15 protein-coding genes are annotated in these 22606 nt (G+C 59.9%); 11 read left to right on the plus strand and 4 right to left on the minus strand.

Annotation, left to right across the window (positions count from 1 at the left end):
- Nucleotides 1–49: 49 nt before the first annotated feature.
- Nucleotides 50–958, minus strand: a complete 909-nt coding sequence (locus ACIPIN_RS14910; RefSeq protein ID WP_401119843.1) for a LysR substrate-binding domain-containing protein — start codon at nt 956–958, stop codon at nt 50–52.
- A gap of 180 nt (nt 959–1138) precedes the next feature.
- On the opposite strand from ACIPIN_RS14910, the gene ACIPIN_RS14915 reads away from it, so the two are divergent.
- The 7 genes from ACIPIN_RS14915 (at nt 1139) to ACIPIN_RS14945 (ending at nt 13893) form a co-directional block, all read left to right on the plus strand.
- The gene (locus ACIPIN_RS14915; protein WP_401119844.1) at nt 1139–2563 is read left to right on the plus strand and encodes an aspartate ammonia-lyase; all 1425 of its coding nucleotides are present in this window, start codon (nt 1139–1141) and stop codon (nt 2561–2563) included.
- A 491-nt stretch (nt 2564–3054) separates the two neighbouring features.
- Nucleotides 3055–4506 carry an alanine/glycine:cation symporter family protein gene (locus ACIPIN_RS14920; protein ID WP_401119845.1) on the plus strand — a complete coding sequence of 484 codons (1452 nt, stop codon included), beginning with the start codon at nt 3055–3057 and terminating at the stop codon, nt 4504–4506.
- A 100-nt stretch (nt 4507–4606) separates the two neighbouring features.
- The gene (locus ACIPIN_RS14925; RefSeq protein WP_401119846.1) at nt 4607–5611 is read left to right on the plus strand and encodes an asparaginase; all 1005 of its coding nucleotides are present in this window, start codon (nt 4607–4609) and stop codon (nt 5609–5611) included.
- A gap of 159 nt (nt 5612–5770) precedes the next feature.
- The gene (locus ACIPIN_RS14930; RefSeq protein WP_401119848.1) at nt 5771–6769 is read left to right on the plus strand and encodes an AraC family transcriptional regulator; all 999 of its coding nucleotides are present in this window, start codon (nt 5771–5773) and stop codon (nt 6767–6769) included.
- 245 nt (nt 6770–7014) lie between these two features.
- On the plus strand, nt 7015–8046 hold the full coding sequence (locus ACIPIN_RS14935) for a histone deacetylase family protein (protein WP_401119849.1): 1032 nt from the start codon (nt 7015–7017) through the stop codon (nt 8044–8046).
- Between the two features lie 12 nt (nt 8047–8058).
- On the plus strand, nt 8059–9174 hold the full coding sequence (locus ACIPIN_RS14940; protein WP_401119850.1) for a polyamine ABC transporter substrate-binding protein: 1116 nt from the start codon (nt 8059–8061) through the stop codon (nt 9172–9174).
- 138 nt (nt 9175–9312) lie between these two features.
- On the plus strand, nt 9313–13893 hold the full coding sequence (locus tag ACIPIN_RS14945; protein ID WP_401119852.1) for a dermonecrotic toxin domain-containing protein: 4581 nt from the start codon (nt 9313–9315) through the stop codon (nt 13891–13893).
- 33 nt (nt 13894–13926) lie between these two features.
- On the opposite strand, the gene ACIPIN_RS14950 is transcribed toward ACIPIN_RS14945, so the two are convergent.
- Nucleotides 13927–15477, minus strand: a complete 1551-nt coding sequence (locus tag ACIPIN_RS14950; RefSeq protein ID WP_401119854.1) for a PLP-dependent aminotransferase family protein — start codon at nt 15475–15477, stop codon at nt 13927–13929.
- Between the two features lie 104 nt (nt 15478–15581).
- On the opposite strand from ACIPIN_RS14950, the gene ACIPIN_RS14955 reads away from it, so the two are divergent.
- The 4 genes from ACIPIN_RS14955 (at nt 15582) to ACIPIN_RS14970 (ending at nt 19194) form a co-directional block, all read left to right on the plus strand.
- The gene (locus ACIPIN_RS14955) at nt 15582–16211 is read left to right on the plus strand and encodes an FMN-binding negative transcriptional regulator (RefSeq protein ID WP_401119855.1); all 630 of its coding nucleotides are present in this window, start codon (nt 15582–15584) and stop codon (nt 16209–16211) included.
- Between the two features lie 2 nt (nt 16212–16213).
- The gene (locus ACIPIN_RS14960) at nt 16214–16660 is read left to right on the plus strand and encodes a GNAT family N-acetyltransferase (protein WP_401119857.1); all 447 of its coding nucleotides are present in this window, start codon (nt 16214–16216) and stop codon (nt 16658–16660) included.
- A gap of 17 nt (nt 16661–16677) precedes the next feature.
- The gene (locus ACIPIN_RS14965) at nt 16678–17349 is read left to right on the plus strand and encodes a GNAT family N-acetyltransferase (protein ID WP_401119859.1); all 672 of its coding nucleotides are present in this window, start codon (nt 16678–16680) and stop codon (nt 17347–17349) included.
- A 342-nt stretch (nt 17350–17691) separates the two neighbouring features.
- Nucleotides 17692–19194 (plus strand): autotransporter domain-containing protein, encoded by a 1503-nt coding sequence (locus ACIPIN_RS14970; protein ID WP_401119860.1) that lies wholly within the window; start codon nt 17692–17694, stop codon nt 19192–19194.
- A gap of 79 nt (nt 19195–19273) precedes the next feature.
- Here ACIPIN_RS14970 and oadA read toward each other — a convergent pair whose 3' ends face one another.
- Together oadA and ACIPIN_RS14980 are read right to left on the minus strand one after the other, a co-directional pair.
- The gene (gene oadA / locus ACIPIN_RS14975; protein WP_401119862.1) at nt 19274–21082 is read right to left on the minus strand and encodes a sodium-extruding oxaloacetate decarboxylase subunit alpha; all 1809 of its coding nucleotides are present in this window, start codon (nt 21080–21082) and stop codon (nt 19274–19276) included.
- 11 nt (nt 21083–21093) lie between these two features.
- A complete protein-coding gene (locus tag ACIPIN_RS14980) occupies nt 21094–22509 on the minus strand; it encodes an acetyl-CoA carboxylase biotin carboxylase subunit (protein ID WP_020294870.1) in 1416 nt (471 codons plus the stop codon).
- Nucleotides 22510–22606 lie beyond the last annotated feature (97 nt).

Below are 22606 nucleotides of genomic sequence, written 5' to 3' on the forward strand. Positions count from 1 at the left end.
TAGTCCGCTATCGCGAGCAGGCTCGCTCCCACAGGGTTAGTCGATGTGCTCAAGAACCCTGCGCCGCCCCACCTTCCAGCTTGCGCCAGAGCAACCGCACATTCGCCTTGCGCACCAGAGCGCAGCGGTACAAACGAATCTCCAGCGGCACGTGCCATTGCGGGCCGCCGCAGACCACCAGTTCGCCGCGCGCCAACTCGGCACGCACGCTGAGCTGCGGCACCCAGGCGATACCCAGCCCTTCCAGTGCCATGCTTTTCAAGCTGTCGGCCATGGCGGTTTCGTAGATGGTAGTGAAACGCAGCGCACGCTGGCGCAGCAACATGTTCACCGAACGGCCGAGAAACGCACCGGCGCTGTAGGCCAGCAGCGGCACGCTGGCTTCGCCTTCAAGGTCAAACAGCGGTTTGCCGTCGGCATCGGCCGCGCAGACCGGAAGCATCTCGGTGTCGCCCAGATGCAGTGATGGGAAAATCTCCGGGTCCATTTGCATGGCAGCGTCCGGGTCATAGAACGCCAGCATCAGATCGCAGCCGCCTTCGCGCAGGGCGTGCACGGCGTCGCCCACGTTGGTCGCTACCAGCCGCGTGGCGATGTTCAACCCTTCGTTGCGCAGTTGTGCGATCCAGCGTGGAAAGAACCCCAGCGCCAGGGAGTGGGCGGCGGCGACTTGCATCACTTCGCCCTGCCCGCCTTCGAGGTGATGCAAATGTCGCAGCACTTCGCCGAGCTGCTCGACGACCGTGCGTGCCGTCACCAGGAACAACTGCCCCGCCGCCGTCAATTCGATGGGCGTGCGCGAGCGATTGACCAGGGTCAGCCCCAACGCGGCTTCCAGGCTGCGGATCCGCCGGCTGAATGCCGGCTGAGTCACGAAGCGCCGTTCGGCGGCCTGCGAGAAGCTACGGGTGGCGGCCAGGGCACTAAAGTCCTCGAGCCATTTGCTTTCCAGATTCATCACGTCCTCCCGGACACGCACCAATTTAGGTCGCACGCTCGCCGTACACACGGCGTCACACGGTCATTATGCCGAATGTGCATAGGGCAGTGTTTAACAGCATTGGCCCAAAATTCTCCACAAGCCTAGCATTCGCAGCGTTCCGGCACAGACCGGGTCCATATCGAGATGATTTCTATCATGTCCTCCGCTGCATCATTCCGCACCGAAAAAGACCTGCTTGGCGTACTCGAAGTACCGGCTCAAGCGTATTACGGCATCCAGACCCTGCGAGCGGTGAACAACTTCCGTCTCTCCGGCGTTCCGATTTCGCATTACCCGAAGCTGGTTGTCGGTCTGGCCATGGTCAAACAGGCCGCTGCTGACGCCAACCGCGAGCTGGGTCACCTGAGCGAAGTCAAGCACGCTGCCATCAGCGAAGCCTGCGCCCGTCTGATCCGCGGCGATTTCCACGAAGAGTTCGTGGTGGACATGATTCAAGGCGGCGCTGGCACTTCAACCAACATGAATGCCAACGAAGTCATCGCCAACATCGCGCTGGAGGCCATGGGCCACAGCAAGGGCGAATACCAATACCTGCACCCGAACAACGACGTGAACATGGCGCAGTCGACCAACGACGCCTACCCGACGGCCATCCGCCTGGGTCTGCTGTTGGGTCACGACGCCCTGCTTGCCAGCCTCGACAGCCTGATCCAGTCGTTCGCTGCCAAAGGTGAAGAATTCAGCCACGTTCTGAAGATGGGTCGTACCCAACTGCAAGACGCCGTGCCGATGACCCTTGGCCAGGAATTCCGCGCCTTCGCCACCACCCTGAGCGAAGACCTGGCACGCCTGAAAACACTGGCACCGGAACTGCTGACCGAAGTGAACCTGGGCGGCACCGCGATCGGCACCGGCATCAACGCCGACCCGCGTTACCAGCTCCTGGCCGTTCAGCGCCTGGCACTGATCAGCGGTCAACCGCTGGTACCGGCTGCCGACCTGATCGAAGCCACCTCCGACATGGGCGCCTTCGTGCTGTTCTCCGGCATGCTCAAACGCACCGCGGTCAAGCTGTCGAAGATCTGCAACGACCTGCGCCTGTTGTCCAGCGGCCCACGCACCGGCATCAACGAAATCAACCTGCCAGCGCGTCAGCCAGGCAGCTCGATCATGCCAGGCAAGGTCAACCCGGTTATTCCGGAAGCCGTTAACCAGGTGGCGTTCCAGATCATCGGTAACGACCTGGCACTGACCATCGCGGCCGAAGGCGGCCAGCTGCAACTGAACGTGATGGAGCCGCTGATCGCCTTCAAGATCTTCGACTCGATCCGCCTGCTGCAACGCGCCATGGACATGCTGCGCGAGCACTGCATCGTCGGCATCACCGCCAACGAAGCCCGCTGCCGTGAACTGGTCGAGCACTCGATCGGTCTGGTCACCGCGCTGAACCCGTACATCGGCTATGAAAACGCCACCCGCATCGCCCGTATCGCCCTTGAAAGCGGCCGCGGCGTGCTGGAGCTGGTGCGCGAAGAAGGCTTGCTCGACGACGCCATGCTCGCCGACATCCTGCGCCCGGAAAACATGATTGCTCCGCGTCTGGTGCCTCTGAAGGCTTAACCGAACGCCAGTAGTATCGCTCACCAGGTTGAGGGACTAGACACCTCTCACCTTTTGAGGGCTTGGAGATTATTCTCCAGGCCCTTTTTTTTAACTCTTTTGCAGGAAAAAGACTTCTGTGGGAGCGGGCTTGCTCGCGAAGAACGATAACGCGGTGCTCCTGAAAAACCGCGGTGTCCGCTTCGCGAGCAAGCCCGCTCCCACACGAGCCCGACGCCACAAGGTCGGGTGTTTTACAGGACTCGTTTCATCGTTCGCACCACAACCGTGCAGACGGGCGCCGCACTGATAGGTATAGTGCCGCCCCTCTTCGCGTGAGCGGTCGTCGGTAACGAGACCCAAACCCATGCGAAACCCGAACTAATAACAAACCCGCGATATGGAACCGGGACGAACTTCGCCCCACCCGTCGTGCCGTGCGCAGACTGGTGTAACGCGATATGTCGTACCGACCAGCATTTGCCTACACAAAAAACAGCGAGGAATACTCCATGCTCGAAGTCATTAACGACTTCCTCTCAGGGAAAGTACTGATCGTGCTCATTGTCGGGCTCGGTAGCTACTTCACGATCCGCTCGCGTTTCGTTCAGCTGCGTCACTTCTTCCACATGTTCTCGGTCTTCCGCGACAGCCTGCGCAGCAGCGCCGGTCAACTCAGCTCCTTCCAGGCACTGATGCTCAGCCTTGCCGGCCGCGTCGGCGCAGGCAACATCGCCGGTGTCGGCATCGCCGTGACTCTTGGCGGTCCGGGCGCGGTGTTCTGGATGTGGGTGACCGCACTGGTCGGCATGTCCAGCAGCTTCTTCGAATGCTCCCTCGGCCAGCTCTACAAGCGCTGCGACTCCGAAGGCCAGTACCGCGGCGGCCCGTCCTATTACATCCAGCACGGCCTGCAAAAACGCTGGCTGGGGATGATCATGGCGTTCCTGCTGCTGGTCACCTTCGGCTTCGCCTTCAACGGTCTGCAAGCCCATGCCGTGACTCACTCGCTGAACAACGCCTTCGGCCTCGACACCACCTACACCGGCCTCGGTCTGGCGGTATTGCTGGGTCTGGTGTTCGTCGGCGGGATCAAACGCATTGCGGCCATCGCTGACCTGCTGGTGCCGGTCAAGACCCTGGTCTACATCGCCGTGACGCTCTACGTGATCGTGCTGCAATTCGATCACGTACCGGGCATGCTGATGACCATCGTCAAAAGCGCCTTCGGTCTGGACCAGGCCTTCGGCGGCCTGATCGGCAGCGCCATCATCATGGGCGTGAAGCGTGGCGTGTTCGCCAACGAAGCGGGCCTGGGCAGTGCACCGAACGTGGCCGCTGTCGCCTCGGTCGAGCACCCGGTCGCACAAGGCGTGGTTCAGGCGTTCAGCGTGTTCCTCGACACCTTCGTGATCTGCACCTGCACCGCTCTGCTGATTCTGCTGTCGGGTTTCTACACCCCGGGCTTTGAAGGTGACGGCATCGCCCTGACCCAGAACTCCCTGGCGGCAGTTGTCGGCGATTGGGGCCGGATGTTCATCAGCGTCGCGCTGGCGTTGTTCGTGTTCACCTCGATCCTCTACAACTACTACCTGGGCGAGAGCAACCTGCGCTTTTTGATCGGTGAAAACCGCAAGGCGCTGATCGGCTACCGCGCACTTGTGCTGGTGCTGATCTTCTGGGGCGCTATCGAGAACCTCAGCACAGTGTTCGCATTCGCCGACATCACCATGACCATGCTGGCGTTCGTCAACCTGATCGCGCTGTTCCTGCTGTTCAAGGTCGGCATGCGCATCCTGCGTGACTATGATGACCAGCGTGCTGCGGGCATCAAGACGCCAGTGTTCGATTCGAGCAAATTCCCGGATCTGGACCTGGACCTCAAAGCCTGGCCAGCCAACCCGCCAGCCGCGGCTCCCAAGGCCGAGGCCGAGCCACAAGGCGTCACCGCAGCGCAACGCTGATCGGTAAAAAACCGGGCGCATCCCCTGCGCCCGACGTGACACAACGTGCGGTCAGCGTCATGCTCGACCGCACGCTGTCATCGTTTTCGGAGACTCCCACATGATTCCCAACACGTACCCTGCTGCGCAGCACGTCATGGTGCTCTACACCGGTGGCACCATTGGCATGCAAGCCAGCGCCAACGGCCTGGCCCCGGCGTCCGGTTTCGAAGCCCGGATGCGCGACTATCTGCACAGCCAGCCTGAGCTGGTGGTGCCGAACTGGCGCTTTCGCGAGATGACCCCGCTGATCGACAGCGCCAACATGACCCCGGCTTACTGGCAGCGCCTGCGTGACGCGGTCATTGAAGCGGTCGAGGTCGACGGCTGCGACAGCGTGCTGATCCTGCACGGTACCGACACCTTGGCCTACAGCGCTGCGGCCATGAGCTTTCAACTGCTCGGCCTGCACGCGCGAGTGGTGTTCACCGGCTCCATGCTGCCTGCCGGCGTCACCGACAGTGATGCCTGGGAAAACCTCAGCGGTGCGCTGGTCGCCCTCGGCCAAGGCCTGGCGCCGGGTGTTCATCTGTACTTCCACGGCGAGCTGCTGGACCCGACCCGTTGCGCGAAGATTCGCAGCTTCGGTCGGCATCCGTTTGCGCGACTGCAACGCCAGGGTGGCGGCGTGAAAGTGCCTGCTCTGCCGGCTGCGCTTGAGTACCGTCAGAGCAAGCAACTGGCCAAAGTCGGCGTACTGCCACTGTTCCCCGGCATCGGCGCCGAGCAACTCGACGGCATGCTGAATAGCGGCATTCAGGGGCTGGTGCTGGAATGCTTCGGCAGCGGCACCGGGCCGAGTGACAACCCTGAGTTTCTCGCCAGCCTCGCCCGCGCGCAGGATCAGGGGATCGTGGTGGTGGCGATCACCCAGTGCCATGAAGGTGGCGTCGAGCTGGATGTCTACGAGGCCGGCAGCCGCTTGCGTGGCGTGGGTGTGTTGTCCGGTGGCGGAATGACCCGTGAAGCAGCGTTTGGCAAATTGCATGCGCTGCTGGGTTCGGATCTGGATACAGCAGAGGTTCGACGCTTGGTCGAGCTGGACCTGTGCGGAGAGTTGAGCTAACACCACAAAACCTGTGGGAGCGGGCTTGCTCGCGAAAGCGGAGTGTCAGTCACATCAATATTGGATGTGCCACCGTATTCGCGAGCAAGCCCGCTCCCACAGGGTGTCATTGGGCACACAACTTGCTCCCCTTCTGGCACTCCCAAGCTGGAATCACCCATGCTCCACTCCCACCTCACCACCCTCAACGCCGTCTCCCTGGTGCTCAATGCCTTCAAGGCCGATGGGCTTTCAAGCGAAGCGCTGCTGGCTGGCAGCGGCATCAGCGCAGCGGATTTGAGCCGGGCGGACACGCGGATCACCACCAACCAGGAAATGCAGGTCTGCGCCAATGCGGTCGCACTCAAGCGCGATATCGGTCTGGAACTGGGTCGGCGCATGCACGTTTCGTCCTACGGCATGCTCGGTTATGCGCTGCTCACCAGTGCCACCTTCGGTGACGCTTTGCGTCTGGCGATTCGTTATCCGGCGCTGCTGGGAACACTTTTCGAGCTAAGCCTTGAAGACGACGGCGAGCGTATCTGGTTCGTTGCCGCCGATTACCGGGAGAGCCCGGCGCTGGCGGTGTTCAACGCCGAGTTCTGCCTGGTCTCGCTGAAAGTCATCTGCGACGACTTGCTGGGACATCCACTGCCGCTGCTCGGTGCTCGTTTCGAACATTCGGCGCCGGATTATCAGGCCAGCTATGCGACGCACTTTGATTGCCCGCTGCGCTTCGACTGCACCGATAACGCCTTCGCCTTTGACAAACACTGGCTGGACCAACCCTTGCCACTGGCCGACGTCATCACCCATCAGGCCATGGCCGAACGCTGTCGCAAGCAGAACACCGAGTTCACCGGCCGCCAGGCGTGGCTGGGACGGATTCGCCAACTGCTCAGCGCACAATTGAACGCAGCGCCAGGGCTCGAAGGGTTGGCCGAGCAGATGACGTGTTCAGCGCGGACGCTGCGTCGGCACCTCAAGGACTTGGGTTGCAGCTATCAGGAATTGCTCGACGAGTTGCGATTCGAGCAGGCCAAGCAAATGCTCTGTGAGGATCAACTGCCGATCTATCGCATCGCCGAGGCCCTCGGTTTCAGCGAAACCGCCAGTTTCCGCCATGCTTTCGTGCGCTGGAGTGGCGTGGCGCCGAGCCAGTTCAGGCCACACGGATAACCCCTTGTGGGAGCGAGCTTGCTCGCGATGCTTTTGGCGCACTTGAGAACGCCATCGCGAGCAAGCTCGCTCCCACAGGTTCCGCGTTGCGCGCCCTGAACAGGGCACATTCGCGCCTTTAAGGGGCGAATTTCGGTCAAAGCTTTTGGCCATATCTATCCCCTTTTGGCCTTTCCTGCCGTTCTCTGAAACCGTGCGTGCCGCAAGACTGTGTTCAACCGAATCAGCCTGCGGAGAACAAGAAAATGCTGACGATCTACTCGGACGATCACCACCTGCACCACGGACGCTGCGAATTGATGGACGGGCAACTGATGCCCTGCTTCGAAATGCCCTCGCGGGCCGACCACGTTCTGGCGCGTGTTCAATCCCGTAGCCTGGGCCCGGTGGAAGCGCCGCAGGACTTCGGTCTTGGGCCGATCCGGCGCATTCACAGCGACGACTACCTGACGTTCTTCAAAGGTGCATGGCAGCGCTGGACCGAGTTCGAACGCGACGGCGATTTGCTCCCGTATACCTGGCCGGCACGCACCCTGCGCACGGTCATACCGAAAAGTCTGCATGGCCAACTCGGCTACTACAGCTTCGACGGCGGCGCACCGATCACCGCCGGCACCTGGCAAGCGGCGTATAGCGCGGCGCAAGTTGCGCTGACCGCCCAGGCCGCTATCCAACGCGGCGCCCGCAGTGCGTTTGCTCTGTGCCGTCCACCGGGACATCACGCCGCCAGCGACTTGATGGGCGGATATTGCTACCTCAACAACGCTGCCATCGCCGCCCAGGCCTTCCTCGATCAGGGTCACCAGAAAGTCGCGATCCTCGACGTCGACTATCACCACGGCAACGGCACCCAATCGATTTTCTATGAGCGCAGCGACGTGCTGTTCGCCTCGATCCACGGCCACCCGGAAGCCGAGTTTCCGTTCTTCCTCGGTTACGAAGACGAACGCGGCGAAGGTGCAGGTGTTGGTTTCAACTTCAACTATCCGTTGCCCGCCGGTTCTGGTTGGGACACCTGGAGCGCGGCGCTGGAGCAGGCCTGCAAAGAGATCGAACGCTACGGCGCCGACATCGTGGTCGTGTCTCTGGGCGTCGACACCTTCAAGGACGACCCGATCTCCCAGTTCAAGCTCGACAGCCCGGATTACCTGACGATGGGCGAGCGCATCGGCGCCCTTGGCAAGCCGACCCTGTTCGTGATGGAAGGCGGCTACGCGGTGGAAGAAATCGGCATCAATGCCGTGAACGTTCTCGAAGGTTTCAAAAGCGCCCAATGAGGAATTAGAACAATGAATCAATTCAAGCGTTTTATCGCGCCGACACTCTTCACCACAGTGCTGTGCACCACGGTACTCAGCAGCGCCGTACACGCTGAAGAGCGCACCTTGCGGGTGTACAACTGGTTCGACTACATCACCCCCAAGGCTCTGGAAGATTTCAAAGCCCAGAACACCCAGACCAAACTGGTCTACGACATTTTCGACACCAACGAGGCGCTGGAAGCCAAACTGCTCACCGGTAACTCCGGTTACGACGTGGTGGTGCCGTCCAACGTGTTCCTCGCCAAGCAGATCGAAGCCGGAGTTTTCCAGCCGCTGGACCGCAGCAAACTACCGAACTGGAACCACCTCGATCCCAAGCTGATGAAGCTGATCGAGGCCAACGATCCGGGCAACAAGTTCGCCGTGCCCTACATGTACGGCACCATCCTGATCGGCTTCAACCCGGACAAGGTCAAGGCCGCGCTGGGCACCAACGCACCGGTGGACAGCTGGGACCTGATCTTCAAGGAAGAGAACATCAGCAAGCTCAAGCAGTGCGGTGTGGCCCTGCTCGACTCGCCATCGGAGATCCTGCCGCTGGCCCTGCAACACCTGGGCCTGGACCCCAACAGCAAAAAGCCTGCGGACTACGACAAGGCTGAAGCGTTGCTGATGAAGATTCGTCCGTACATCACCTACTTCCACTCCTCCAAGTACATGGCCGACATCGCCAACGGTGACATCTGTGTGGCCGTCGGTTACTCCGGCAGCTTTTCCCAGGCCGCCAACCGCGCCAAGGAAGCCAAGAATGGGGTGATCGTCGACATGCGGCTGCCGAAAGAGGGCGCGCCGATCTGGTTCGACATGCTCGCGATCCCGAAAGGAGCAAAAGACCCGGAAGACGCCTACACCTTCATGAACTACCTGTTGCAACCGAAAGTCATCGCGCCGGTCAGCGACTTTGTCGGTTATCCGAACCCGAACAAGGACGCCACGGAAATGGTCGACCCGGCGATCCGCAACAACCCGAACCTGTACCCGACCGAAGCGGCGATGAGCACGCTTTACACCTTGCAACCGCTGCCGCGTGAAGCGGAACGGGCGCGGACCCGGGCCTGGACCAAGATCAAGTCCGGGACCTGAACACCCCATCGTTTACGCGCCATTGAAGACCCGCCCCGCGCGGGTCTTTTTTTACCTGACAATATTTAAGTACCGCCAGCCCCCTCGTGCGACCCACTACTTTCCGAGCCTCTACCCCGGTCAAAAAGGAAAATGACCATGACACAAGTATCCACAACCACTCCCCCAAGCAACGCAACGCTGTTGCTGGACAGAAGTAATCTGGCCAGCCTGGCCAGTCAGGGTCCCACGCTCGACTACGTCAGCTCGCAGGTGCTGCGCGAAGCACTGAAACAGCTTTATCCACAGCTCGATATCGACCCCGACCAAACACTGATCGTCACTCCAAGATGGCGCATGGAGGATGGAACCTTGAGTGCCGACTCGCCATACGTGGAGACATTGACCCGTGCGCTGGTGCATCTGAGCTGGAGCGCGGGCGTCGCGAACTTCATCGAAGGTGAGCACTTCCTGACGACCGATCTCCTTACCAGGTCTCCCATTCATCTCGCGGTCAGTGTCGAAGACATTGCCCAACTGCTGAACGATCACGTCCCCCTGCTATCCGTCGAGTTTCAACAGTACGAACTGGCTTTCTGGAATGAGACGGTCAACGGTCAACCCCGCTGGCATGGGCTCTGCGAGACGCTGAGAAACGCGTTTAATGTCCAACTGGCAAAGGGCTGGAACGCCGATCAATGCGCCGTGGCCCGTGCGGTGTACACCTATCCGGACAAAACCGAACGGGCATTGAAAAACACTGAAATCCCCGGCATCAAAGCCTGCCTGATCGACGTGGACAACAGCGAAACCACCAACACCGCCCACCTCATGCTGGGAGGTGCGATTGCCCTGACGGCAACTTACAAACAGCGCGAACAGATCATGCTGTATACGATAAAAGGCGGCTACGAGGCCTTCGATTCTCTGGAGCAACTGGGCGCTTCGCTGCCCGCACGGATCGACATGGACCTGGCAGGTCGCACACTCAAGTGGCGACTGGTCGAGCCAGCAGGCAACATTTTCGATCACATGGCCTGGGCGCTGATCGCCTCCCAAATGGACGCCATCAACGCACTCATCCCCTCGGCCCCGGCCTCCGGGACCGGAACAACCCCTGGCTTGCGCACGGCAGTCACCCCGGCAGAACATTTCAGCACCGCCGACAAGAACCGCATCGAGCAGCTTGAGGCGGCCATACCCGATTGGTTATCAAACGCCTCGGCCAGTCACCAGCAAGACTACAGCCACAGCCTCTCCCGTCTGGGAAACCTGCGAAACGCCTCAGGCCTGAACGATATCCCGCTGATCGGTGCGTACGCGCAGACCAAAATGCGTGAAGCCATCGTCACGGACAAAGCCAGCGAAGGGGCCGCGCAGCTGCCGCTTGATGACCTGCAAATAACGGTCACCAACAGCTTCACCGCCGGCGGGTTCACCTTGCCCAACCCGCATGACAGGCATCTCGAAAGCCTGGGTGATTTCGCCCTGCAAAATACCGCGCCCTACCTGGCAGAACTGCATTTCAAAAACAACGATCCCGTCCCCCAATGGTTGACTGTTGATTACCTGATTGCCATGGCCTCCCAGGTCAATATCGGCAAGATCTACCCGCAGTTGCTCAGGAACAAACTGATCGATGATCCGGCACAAGCCAGGCTCCAGAAACAGCGCTACGTCAATCAACTGCCCGACCTGCTACGGCTCAAGGCACTGGAGTGCAAGCTTCAACAGGAAGGCGGAGTCGATGAAACGGGCTATCGCTACATCTGCGAGTTAATGGACGTCGCACTCGGAAAACCGCGACAAGGCACTCTCGATACCGTGATTCGCCCCCTCACGTTCATGCCCCGGCATCGCCTGCTGTCTGGCGGTGACACCGTCACAAACATGTTCATTATTGGCCCGCGGAATAAGCCAGGCGGTCCCTGCCTGCTTTACCGGCCATTGCTTGAGCAACCTCTGTTGCAGTTTGCCTCAGAGGCAAACCTGGTTTACACCCTGCATCAACCGGGCGAGCTGCGCGACTCCATACTGGCGTGGCTTGCGACCCCGGCGCTGAGCTTCGAATATGCGCAATACGTCTTTCCCGTGGGCCTGCCTTCGCCATGGCTGGCGGCTCAGTCCGGTATCGATACGCTACTCACTCTGGACCTGGCTGGCCCCATCGATCTGGGAGCCGAAGAGATCGTCGGCGACCTATTGGCAGCCCTGTTTCACAGCAACGCCAGCACCATGATCGAGCAGGCGGATCGGCAGTCACTGTCCAATGGCGAAAGACGCTGGGCACTCTTGAAGGACAGTGCCTGGGCGATCTTCAACGTTGCCTCAACCTTCTTGAGCGGGCCCGTGGGGACCGCCGTCTGGGTGTGGCAAAGCATCAGCGAGATCCAGCAAGCGCTCGATGCTCATGAACAAGGCGACACGCTGGTCGAGTGGAGTTCATTGGGTGATGTGCTGGTGACACTCGCGATTGTGCTGACTCACCGCACTTACGAACAGCGTCATAGCGAGTGGACTGGGTATTCGCGCAAGAAACCAGCATGGGAACTGCCGCCGTCGCCAGCACCGCGTCCATCACCCGAGCCTGTACCTGCGACGATTTCCATGGACCCCTTGGTATTTGAACTGCCCGCAAGCCATGCCTCTTCACTGGAGATCGGCGTATCGGCCCCTCGTCGCTCAGGCCCGACACTGGACGCCTTTCTGGACACGCTCAAAGTCTCTGCGCCGGATTTAAACAGCGCCGGGCTGAAAACGCTGAATGAAAAACCACCCCATCTGTATCAGCTCAACGATACGCACTACGCACAGGTCGGCGAGCGCTGGTTCCAGGTCAATATCGATGGTGACGAGGAAGTACAGCTCTTCAATCCAAAAGAACCCATGCGCCCGGGCCCACTGCTGGCTAATGACCAGCACGGCAAGTGGTATGTGGATACGCGGCTGCGGCTGCGCGGTGGTGGCCCCAAAAACCGTTTGAAAGCCTTTAAACAAGCAAAGGAGAACCGCAAACACGAACTCAGTACTCGGTTAGAGGCATTCAAGGGTCAGGAGAAAACCCACCAGGAAGCACTCGATCGCCTCCAGAACGCCATGGTTCAGGCTACCGACGAGAACCTCGAAACAGCGTCCAGGCTCTACACCGACAAGCTCGATGAACGGACCAAAAGCTATGGAGAAGCCCTCGAACAGCTACGCGAATGGCGTTCGCTGGGCGGTGAAACCGGTTACGCCTACGACCTGTTGCGCCTCACCACTGAGCAGGAAAAATTCCTGTCACTCTGGTTCACGGTGAAGAAAAACCAATACGCTCGGCTCACGCAAAAACTGGTGGCGCAAGCTCCCTTCAACAGTGCTGAACCAGTGCGCGGGAACCTGACCGATATCCAGCAGGCAACCGCACTGGGCAACGCCATCATCGAACGGCTTGAGCTGTCAAAAGCAACCCTGACAGGCCTCAAGGTACTGGGCCGCGCAGGGCTCACCGAGACCCAAAGCATCGCCAGGCTCCTGCCAAAACTCACCCAACTGGACTTCAAGGCCAACGAAATCGGCATGTCCTACGAACTGTGCGTTCAAGAACGAACTGACGAGGCCATGCCACAGGCTCGGGCGGCAATCGCCGATATTGTGGTCGATGCCACCGGCGCCAGCCATGAAGTCGCGCAAATGATGAAACAGTTGAGCGACACCGAACCTACCGAGGAGCGCATAGAAAAACTGTCCAGGCTGGCCGATATCTATGCCGATGCCCATCAGCGTATCCAGGACCTGCCAACCCGATACCCCGGGATGGTCCGGCAAACGCCTCTCGACCACCTTCAAGCGCTGATCGCCGAGTTTCAGGCGCTGACACTGACCCAGCTCGACGGCTTGCTTCCCGAAGCCGAAGAGACTTTCCTCAAGGAACCTCCTCAACCTGTTGTTGCAGGACCGTCGCGGCCCAAGGTCAAAGTCACCAAGACCCGTCCACGCGTCGTGGAAACTGAACAACCCCAAACACCCGAGCAGGTGAAAGAGAAGGACGCGTTCCAAAAGCTCGCCCCCAAAAGCGCTCAGCCAGCCAGACCCGCCCTGGATGATATCGATACCATCGCTGCCGCCCTGAACCTCAATCTGGACGTATACGATTTCATCAGACGCACTAACCAGGATGCCGAACGCGCGAACCGAATCCCCGCCGATGTGCAGGATCTGTTCGATCAGCAGGCGCTCAAACTGGAAGAGTCTGCAACAAACCTCGACAGGGCCATGAGCAACATCAGAAGTGCCGGTAAACAACCTCCTCCCATCTCCGGCCAGAGCCAGGAAATGCGTGAAGCTGCCATCGGGCTCCGCAAGGAGGGCATCCGCACCCGCACAAAAATGCTCAAGAAGCGCAAACCCAGGCAGGAGTACTTTCAATGGTTGCACGAGAACCGACAGATCAAAATCGTCCGCAACGAGCAAGGCAGGATCAGAACCAAAGGGCGCAAGGACTACTTTCAGGAGTACCGGATTCTCGACACCACCGACAATGACCAGGAACTATGGGTTGCGCATTTCCACTACGAAACACTTGAGAGCAACACCACTCAACCCACCGCAGCCCACCTGAAAGTATCTGACAAATACCTGGCGACACTGGAGCCCGAACTTCGGCAACAGCTGGCCACACTTCAACCGATTGACTACGTACTGCGTCGAATCACCAGTGCGTCCACCCAATCACTGTTCCTGACACTCGAGCCCCAGTGACCCGTAAAAGGGCTGTTCTGCCGACCAGCCTTTTTACCGACGCCAGGCACTGCGCAAACGCGCAAGCGCTGATTCGATGGCCGCTTCCGGCACCGCCGCAAAACCCAGCACCAACCCCGCTCGCTGATCCACCGGAGTGCTCGAATCCGGCAACCAGTAACTGCTCAGGCCATTGATCTCGACATCGACACTCGCCGCCGCTTCGACCAATTCGCGCTCACGGGCCTGAGTATCGACCGCCACCGTCAAGTGCAGCCCTGCCGCGACACTCGGCAGGCTGCCAACGCCGGGGATATCCACAGGCCAACCGGCCAGCAAGGTGTTGCGCCGACTCAAGGCCGCGCGCCGCATACGGCGGATATGCCGCTGAAAGTGCCCGGCAGCCATGAATTCGGCCATCACTGCCTGAGTGCTCACCTCTGAATGGCGCACGTCCACCGCACGGCGCTGAGCGAATGCCTCCACCAGGCCCATCGGCAGCACCAGATAACCCAGCCGCAATGCCGGAAACGCGACTTTGCCGAAGGTGCCGACGTAAAGCACCCGGCCCTGCCGATCCAGCGCCGCCAAGGGCGCCAGCGGTGCGCCGCTGTAGCGATACTCGCCGTCGTAGTCGTCCTCGATGATCCAGCCGTCAGTGCGCTCGGCCCAGGCAAGCAATTCCAGACGCCGGGCCAGGCTCATGATCACTCCGGTCGGATACTGATGAGACGGCGTGACATAAGCCAATCGGCAGTCGCTCAAATCAGCCAGTTCGGCGCAGTTGATACCGTCGCTGTCCACCGAGACCCCATGCAAACGCGCTCCGGCCACGGCGAAGGCATGTCCGGCCGCGCGATAGCCGGGGTTTTCCACAGCCACCCTATCGCCAGGCTCTACCAGCAGCTGTGCACAAAGGCTAATCCCCTGCTGCGCGCCACTGGTGATCACAATTTGCTCAGCGCTGCACTGCATGCCGCGCGAGCTGCGCAAATAGGCCGCGATCAATCCGCGCAAACGCTCGTCACCTTCGGGCGCGCCGTAACACAGTTGCTGTAAATCCGGCTTACGCCAGAAAGCCGCGTTCAGCTTGGCCCAGATCTCGAACGGGAACAGGTCAAAAGCCGGCACACCCACCCGAAAAGCCCTTGGTGGACCACTTGGCGGCTTGGGCAAATGGTGCTTCTCGACCCGCTCCAGAGCACCGCTGTGGATAACTTTGCTGGATGTAACCACAGGTAAATCCAGCCAATTTGTGGATAACCCTGTGGGTAAGCCTGTTGGTAACCCTGTGGATACTTTTGTGGATAGTTTTTTCGCGGGCAACGCAGTTTGCGGCAATTGCGCCACGTACGTGCCGTCACCCACCCGCCCCTCGATGAAACCTTCGGCGTAGAGTTGGTCGTAGGCACGGACCACGCTATTGCGCGAAATCGACAACGCCGCGGCCAGATCGCGGCTGGCTGGCAAGCGTGTGCCACTCACCAGCCGACCGTCGAGCACGCGCATGCGTAATGCCTGATAGAGCTGGCGACTCAAGCCCTGACGGCGATCGAGTTCGATACCCGCCGGGTTGAACGACAGGGACAGTGGCAGGTTGTTCATGGCAATGGAGCCTTGTTAATGGACCTACGAAATTGGCTGTTAATGGCTCTTACAACAGACCAATAGCCTGCCTAGGATACAGGCATTCGCCAAGGAAAATTTCCATGTATACCCCCAGCGCATTTGCCATCGAAGACCTTCCCTCACTGCATCAGCAGATCCTCGACACACGTCTGGCCATATTGGTCACGCACGGCGAGCAAGGCTTGCAGGCCAGCCATTTACCGCTGCTGCTAAGCCCGGAACAAGGCCCTAACGGCACCCTTTACGGCCACTTGGCCCGAGCCAATCCACAATGGCAGGAACTGGAAGCCGGGGCCGAGGCGCTGGTGATTTTTGCCGGGGCCGATGCTTACGTCAGCCCATCGTTTTATCCAAGCAAAGCCGAGCACGGCAAAGTCGTACCGACCTGGAACTACGTGGCTGTGCACGCCTATGGCAGCGCTGAGGTGTTCAGCGACGCCCATCGTTTGCGCAATCTGGTCAGTGCGCTGACCGATCGCCATGAACGCGGCCGCGCCAAGCCATGGAAAGTCGACGATGCGCCGGCCCATTACATCGATGGCATGCTCAAGGCCATCGTCGGCTTCGCCCTGCCCATCCAGCGCCTGGAAGGCAAGCGCAAGCTCAGCCAGAACCGCAGTACCGCAGACATCGCCGGCGTGCGTGAAGGACTGACTGCCAGTCCCGATCTGCGCGACCAGACCCTCGCCCACTTGATACCCAAGGAATGACCATGAGCCTGATCGAGATTCGCCGTGTCACCGCCAACGACCACGCCGCTTGGCAACCGCTATGGCAAGCCTACCTGCGTTTCTACGACACCGAGTTGCCGGACACTGTTTATCAGAGCACCTGGCAACGCTTGCTCGATCCGGAGGAGCCGACCCACGCGGCCCTCGCCTGGGTCGACGGCAAGGCCGTGGGTCTGGTGCACTTCATCTACCACCGCTCCAACTGGAGCATCGAAAACGCCTGCTACCTGCAAGACTTGCTGGTGGCGCCTGAGCAACGCGGCACCGGCATCGGTCGATTGCTGATCGAATTCGTCTACGCCACCGCCAAGGCAGACGGATGCTGCCGGGTTCACTGGTTGACTCACGAAACCAACGCCACAGCGATCCAGCTCTACGAGCGCATTGCCGAGCGCCCGGGTTTCATCCAGTTTCGCAAAACCTTTTAAGGTTCAAGGAGAGCAACATGACGAGTTCACTCGCGGACTGGAAAGGCGTTCCGGCGCCCTCGGTTCAACTGATCGAAGGGCGCTTCATTCGCCTGGAAAAACTCGACCCGGCGCGCCACGCCGATGGCTTGTTCAAAGCCCTGCAAGGTCCGGGTGCCGACCCAAAGCTGTGGGACTACCTGCCTTACGGCCCGTTCCCGGAGCGCAGCGCGTTCAACGATTGGCTGAACAACCATGCGGCGAACAGCGATCCCTACTTTTTCACCGTGATCGACCGCGCCAACGGTGAGGTGCAAGGCATCCTCAGCCTGATGTCAATCGTACCGACTCAGGGCCGAATCGAAATCGGCCACGTCACCTTCGGTGCATCGATGCAGCGCTCACCGAAAAGTACCGAAGCCGTTTACTTGCTGGCCAAAGAATCGTTCGCCATGGGCTACCGTCGCCTGGAATGGAAGTGCAACAACGGCAACGCCCGCTCCAAATACGCCGCCGAACGCCTGGGCTTCAGCTTCGAAGGCGTGTTCCGCCAGCACATGGTGGTCAAGGGCCAGAACCGCGACACCGCGTGGTATTCGATTCTGGATTCGGAATGGCCGGCGATTGGGGCGGGGTTTGAGAAGTGGTTGAGCGAGGAAAACCAGACGGACTCGGGGCAGGTGAAAACACTGGTTGAGTGCCGGGGATAACAGCCCCTGACAGCAAAAGATCGCAGCCTTCGGCAGCTCCTACAGAGAAATGCGTACACCCTGCAGGAGCTGCCGAAGGCTGCGATCTTTTGACTTTTACGATACAGCAGAGGCGGAACGACCTTTTGAAACTGGGTTCCGAGCTTTCGCAAATCGACACATCCGAGAACGGCGTAAGGAAAAACGTCAGCGAATGGAGGCCTATGATCATATGGCCTCGTGGGCAAATCCTTTTCTACAACCGAAGCTCCAGAGCCTTGCAACAGCGCCGGAAATACCCGGCATCGGGACATGCCCCCGCCCTTTTAGAGTTCGACCTCCCCAAGGAAGAGGTCGCATTCAATGCTCATTCTGCACACGCATCGCCCACACCATTTGGCCCTGGCAATCACCCTCGCCTTCGGCGGCATCGACATGTCCCATGCTCAGCAAACAGAGTCTGCAGTTACCGAGGTGAAGCCCCGCCCGGCTAGGGCCAAAAAACCTGCGAACCCCAAACCCAACGCCCAGAACTCCGCTGTGCAGCCTATACCTGACGTCCTCACCATCACAGCGGTGGAGTCGAACACCGCCGATATCAGGCAACCGGCTCACGTTAATGATCCGCTGCTCGTCGATACGATGTATGACGCAAAAGAGCCCACAGAAAATGTAGGCTTGAGCGCTGCGCTGACGCCTGTACTCCCGGCAGAGGTGGCTACAAACGCCCGCGATGTGTCGCTGGAAAGCGCAGCCACCACCGACAATGCCCGCCAGGTCGCCAACGGCCTCGAATCCGATAAAACTGGCACAACACAAACACCGAAAGCCGATGCGAACAATGCCGCCATCAATGCCCTGCTCACCAGCAACACCGAGACTGCCGCCATAGCGCTGGAGCAACTGGCCGGCGGCAGCAACGCCAACCTCGCCAATGCCACCTTGAGCAGCGTCAGACCGGTGAGCACCAGCATGCTTTCGACCATGCGCGAGCTGGGCAACGATGCAAGCCTGCAAGATCGCTCGGCAACCGGTCACGATACCAACGCCAGGGTCTGGATTCAGGCTCTGGGCAACTCCGCAACCCTCGATGACAAACTGGACGACAGCGCATTGCGGCAACGCACTCACGGTGTTCTGGTGGGTGCAGACTGGTCCCTCGACAGTGAATGGCGCGTCGGCGTACTCGGTGGCAAATCACAAACACGCCTGGACGGGGCACTGCTCGACGGCGATCTCGACAGCTGGCACCTCGGCGCCTATGCGTTGCGTCAAAGCGGCCCGTTGGCATTGCGGCTGGGTGCGACCTACAGCGGTCATGACGGAACCACCAAACGCAACATTGCTTTCAATCGTTACAGCGACAGACTCAAAGGCAGCTACAACGCCAGCAGCCAGCAGGTTTTCGCCGAACTCGGTTACGACCTGGGCCGCGGCGCCCTGCAGGTCGAGCCTTTCGCAAGCTTGGGACATGAACGTTATCAACGCGACAGCTACCGGGAAAAAGGTGGGGCTGCGGCATTGAAGGTTGATGAACAAACCCAGAGCAACTTCAACAGCACCTTTGGCCTGCGCCTGGCACACCGCAGTGCACTGGATAACGGCATGAGCCTGACCCCGCGCATGAGCGCTGGCTGGAAGCACACCTACGGCGATGTCAGCAGCCATGTACGTCAGACTTTTTTGGCGGGTAGCGAGACGTTCTACGTCGAAGGCATTGCACTGGATCGCAACAGCCTGACACTGGAAGCAGGGTTGGATCTGAGGGTCTCGAAACAGCACTCTCTGAGCGTTGCCTACAACGGTGGGATGAGCGGCAACAGCCACGAAAACGGCGTGATGGGTCAGTGGCGGATGAGTTTCTGAAACACTGACAACCGCAAACAAAAAAAAAGGGGAGCACATGCCCCCCCGAGGTAAAAGCGTTGCAGTCGAGGCTGTTAAATCAGCCTTCGATCTCGATCAGGATTTCGCCCGGGTTGACCCGGTCGCCCTTGGCCACGTGGATGGCGGTGACTTTGCCGGCGATGGCCGATTGAACTTCGGTTTCCATCTTCATCGCTTCTGTGATCAGCACCGCCTGGCCGGCTTTCACGGTGTCGCCTTCCTTGACCAGCACATCGACGATGTTGCCTGGCATGGTGGTGCTGACGTGGCCCGGTGCGCTGGCTTGCTTGCGCTTGCTGCTACCACCGCTGACGAATTCGTTGAGCGGCTCGAACACCACTTCTTCCGGCATGCCGTCGATGGACAGGTAGAAGTGACGCTTGCCTTCAGCCTTGACGCCCACACCGGTGATGTCGACGCGGTAGGTTTCACCGTGAACGTCGATGACGAACTCGGTCGGTACACCTTCGCCACCCGCCGAGGTCACGCCGCCGGCTTCTGGAATCGGCAACAGCACTTCCGGAGTCAGGGTGCCGGCTTCGCGTTCTTCAAGGAACTTGCGGCCGATGTCCGGGAACATCGCATAGGTCAGCACGTCTTCTTCAGACTTGGCCAAGGCACCGATTTCACCGCGCAGCTTGGTCATTTCCGGCTTGATCAAATCCGCCGGACGAACATCAATGACTTCTTCGCTGCCGATCGCCTGACGGCGCAGTTTCTCGTTAACAACACCCGGTGCTTTGCCATAGCCGCCTTGCAGGTAAAGCTTCACTTCGTTGGTGATGGTTTTGTAGCGCTCACCGGCCAACACGTTGAAGAACGCCTGAGTACCGACGATCTGCGAAGTCGGGGTCACCAGCGGCGGGAAACCAAGGTCTTCGCGAACCCGTGGGATTTCGGCCAGCACTTCGCTCATGCGGTTCAGAGCGCCCTGCTCTTTCAACTGGTTGGCGAGATTGGAAATCATCCCGCCCGGCACCTGGTTGACTTGCACGCGGGTGTCGACGGCGGTGAATTCACTTTCAAACTGGTGGTACTTCTTGCGCACGGCGTAGAAGTACAAACCGATTTCCTGCAGCAGCTCCAGGCTCAGGCCGGTGTCGAACTCGCTGCCTTTAAGGGCGGCGACCATCGACTCGGTGCCTGGGTGGCTGGTGCCCCAGGCGAAGCTGGAGATCGCGGTGTCGATATGGTCGGCACCATTTTCGATGGCCTTGAGTTGGCACATCGCGGCCAGGCCAGCGGTATCGTGAGAGTGGACGAACACCGGCAGCGACTGCTCGGTTTTCAGAGCCTTGACCAATTCGCCAGTGGCGTACGGGGTCAGCAGGCCGGCCATGTCCTTGATCGCCACAGAGTCGCAACCCATGGCTTCCATTTGCTTGGCTTGCGCCACGAAAGCCTCAATGGTGTGCACCGGGCTCGTGGTGTAGGCGATGGTGCCTTGGGCGTGTTTGCCGGCGGCTTTCACGGCTTCGATGGCCACCCGCAGGTTACGCACGTCATTCATCGCATCGAAGATACGGAATACATCGATGCCATTCACCGCAGCCTTGGCGACGAAAGCTTTGACCACGTCGTCGCTGTAGTGGCGATAGCCCAACAGGTTCTGGCCACGCAGGAGCATTTGCAAACGGGTGTTAGGCAGCGCCGCGCGCAGTTTGCGCAGACGCTCCCACGGGTCTTCTTTGAGGAAGCGTACGCAGGCGTCGAAGGTCGCGCCGCCCCAGACTTCCAGCGACCAGTAGCCGACTTTGTCGAGCTTGTCGCAGATCGGCAGCATGTCGTCGGTGCGCATGCGGGTCGCGAGCAGCGATTGGTGGGCGTCGCGCAGGATCGTGTCGGTTACATGAATTTTCTTGGACATTGGAATATTCCTCACAGGCCTGCGTGGGCGGCGATGGCGGCGGCGATGGCCAGGGCCAGCTCTTCGGGTTTGCGCTTGATCGAGTAGTTGGTCAGCTCAGGGTGGCTTTCAACGAAGCTGGTGTTGAACTGGCCGCTACGGAATTCCGGGTTACGCAGAATTTCCTGGTAATAGGCGGCGGTGGTCTTGACCCCTTGCAGACGCATGTCGTCGAGGGCGCGCAAGCCACGGTCCATCGCTTCTTCCCAGGTCAACGCCCAGACCACCAGTTTCAGGCACATGGAATCGTAGAACGGTGGGATGGTGTAACCGGTATAGATCGCTGTGTCGGTACGTACCCCGGGGCCGCCGGGTGCGTAGTAACGGGTGATCTTGCCGAAGCTCGGCAGAAAGTTGTTTTTCGGGTCTTCGGCGTTGATCCGGAATTGCAGCGCGAAACCGCGGTGCTGGATGTCTTCCTGTTTCACCGACAGAGGCAAGCCGGACGCAATGCGGATCTGCTCACGGACGATGTCGATGCCGGTGATTTCTTCGGTGATGGTGTGTTCCACCTGCACCCGGGTGTTCATCTCCATGAAGTACACCTCGCCCTCGGCGAGCAGGAACTCCACGGTACCGGCATTCTCGTAACCCACCGCCTTGGCCGCACGCACCGACAGGTCACCGATGTAGGCGCGTTGCTCAGGGGTCAGTTGCGGGCTCGGGGCGATCTCGATCAGCTTCTGGTTACGCCGCTGGATCGAGCAATCACGCTCGAACAGGTGCACCACGTTGCCGAAGCTGTCGCCCAGGATCTGCGCTTCGATGTGCTTGGGATTGACGATGCATTTTTCCAGGAAGACTTCCGCCGAACCAAAGGCCTTGGTTGCTTCGGAAATCACTCGCGGGAAGGCTTGTTCCAATTCTTCGCGACTGTTGCAGCGACGAATACCGCGACCGCCACCACCGGAAGTGGCCTTGAGCATCACCGGGTACCCGATGCGATCGCCTTCAGTCAGCGCTTCGGCGATGTCGGCGACGTTGCCTTCAGTGCCGGGCGTTACTGGCACGCCAGCCTTGATCATGCTGCGGCGGGCTTCGGTCTTGTCGCCCATGCGGCGAATGACTTCCGCCGACGGGCCAATGAATTTGATTCCGCGTTCGGCGCAGATATCGGCCAGCTCGGCATTTTCCGAAAGAAAGCCATAACCTGGGTGCAACGCGTCGCAACCGGTTTCCACCGCCAGGTTCACCAGCTTGCGCGGGTTCAGGTAACCGGCCAGTGGCTCGGCACCAATGCTGTGGGCTTCATCGGCACGTTTGACATGCAACGCATGGCGATCGGCGTCGGAATAGATCGCGACCGAACGAATGCCCATCTCGGCGCAGGCACGTACGATTCGTACGGCAATCTCACCACGGTTGGCAATCAGGATCTTTTTTATCACTTGGAGGTTCCCTTGAGCCGGTTGCTACCCACGACCTTGGACTGGGTCGGCGCGTGACTAAATGTTTCAAGCCAGTCGCGTAGTCACACTAGCCCTC

It is taken from the genome of Pseudomonas sp. NPDC087697 (genome assembly GCF_044743155.1).
Classification (GTDB): Bacteria; Pseudomonadota; Gammaproteobacteria; order Pseudomonadales; family Pseudomonadaceae; genus Aquipseudomonas.

Coding starts and splice junctions, on each gene's coding strand:
- ACIPIN_RS14965 (WP_401119859.1), top strand. CDS start 16,678: ATGACGAGTTCACTCGCGGACTGGAAAGGCGTTCCGGCGCCCTCGGTT.
- ACIPIN_RS14915 (WP_401119844.1), top strand. CDS start 1,139: ATGTCCTCCGCTGCATCATTCCGCACCGAAAAAGACCTGCTTGGCGTA.
- ACIPIN_RS14970 (WP_401119860.1), top strand. CDS start 17,692: ATGCTCATTCTGCACACGCATCGCCCACACCATTTGGCCCTGGCAATC.
- ACIPIN_RS14955 (WP_401119855.1), top strand. CDS start 15,582: ATGTATACCCCCAGCGCATTTGCCATCGAAGACCTTCCCTCACTGCAT.
- ACIPIN_RS14920 (WP_401119845.1), top strand. CDS start 3,055: ATGCTCGAAGTCATTAACGACTTCCTCTCAGGGAAAGTACTGATCGTG.
- ACIPIN_RS14935 (WP_401119849.1), top strand. CDS start 7,015: ATGCTGACGATCTACTCGGACGATCACCACCTGCACCACGGACGCTGC.
- oadA (WP_401119862.1), bottom strand. CDS start 21,082: ATGTCCAAGAAAATTCATGTAACCGACACGATCCTGCGCGACGCCCAC.
- ACIPIN_RS14930 (WP_401119848.1), top strand. CDS start 5,771: ATGCTCCACTCCCACCTCACCACCCTCAACGCCGTCTCCCTGGTGCTC.
- ACIPIN_RS14925 (WP_401119846.1), top strand. CDS start 4,607: ATGATTCCCAACACGTACCCTGCTGCGCAGCACGTCATGGTGCTCTAC.
- ACIPIN_RS14960 (WP_401119857.1), top strand. CDS start 16,214: ATGAGCCTGATCGAGATTCGCCGTGTCACCGCCAACGACCACGCCGCT.
- ACIPIN_RS14950 (WP_401119854.1), bottom strand. CDS start 15,477: ATGAACAACCTGCCACTGTCCCTGTCGTTCAACCCGGCGGGTATCGAA.
- ACIPIN_RS14910 (WP_401119843.1), bottom strand. CDS start 958: ATGAATCTGGAAAGCAAATGGCTCGAGGACTTTAGTGCCCTGGCCGCC.
- ACIPIN_RS14945 (WP_401119852.1), top strand. CDS start 9,313: ATGACACAAGTATCCACAACCACTCCCCCAAGCAACGCAACGCTGTTG.
- ACIPIN_RS14940 (WP_401119850.1), top strand. CDS start 8,059: ATGAATCAATTCAAGCGTTTTATCGCGCCGACACTCTTCACCACAGTG.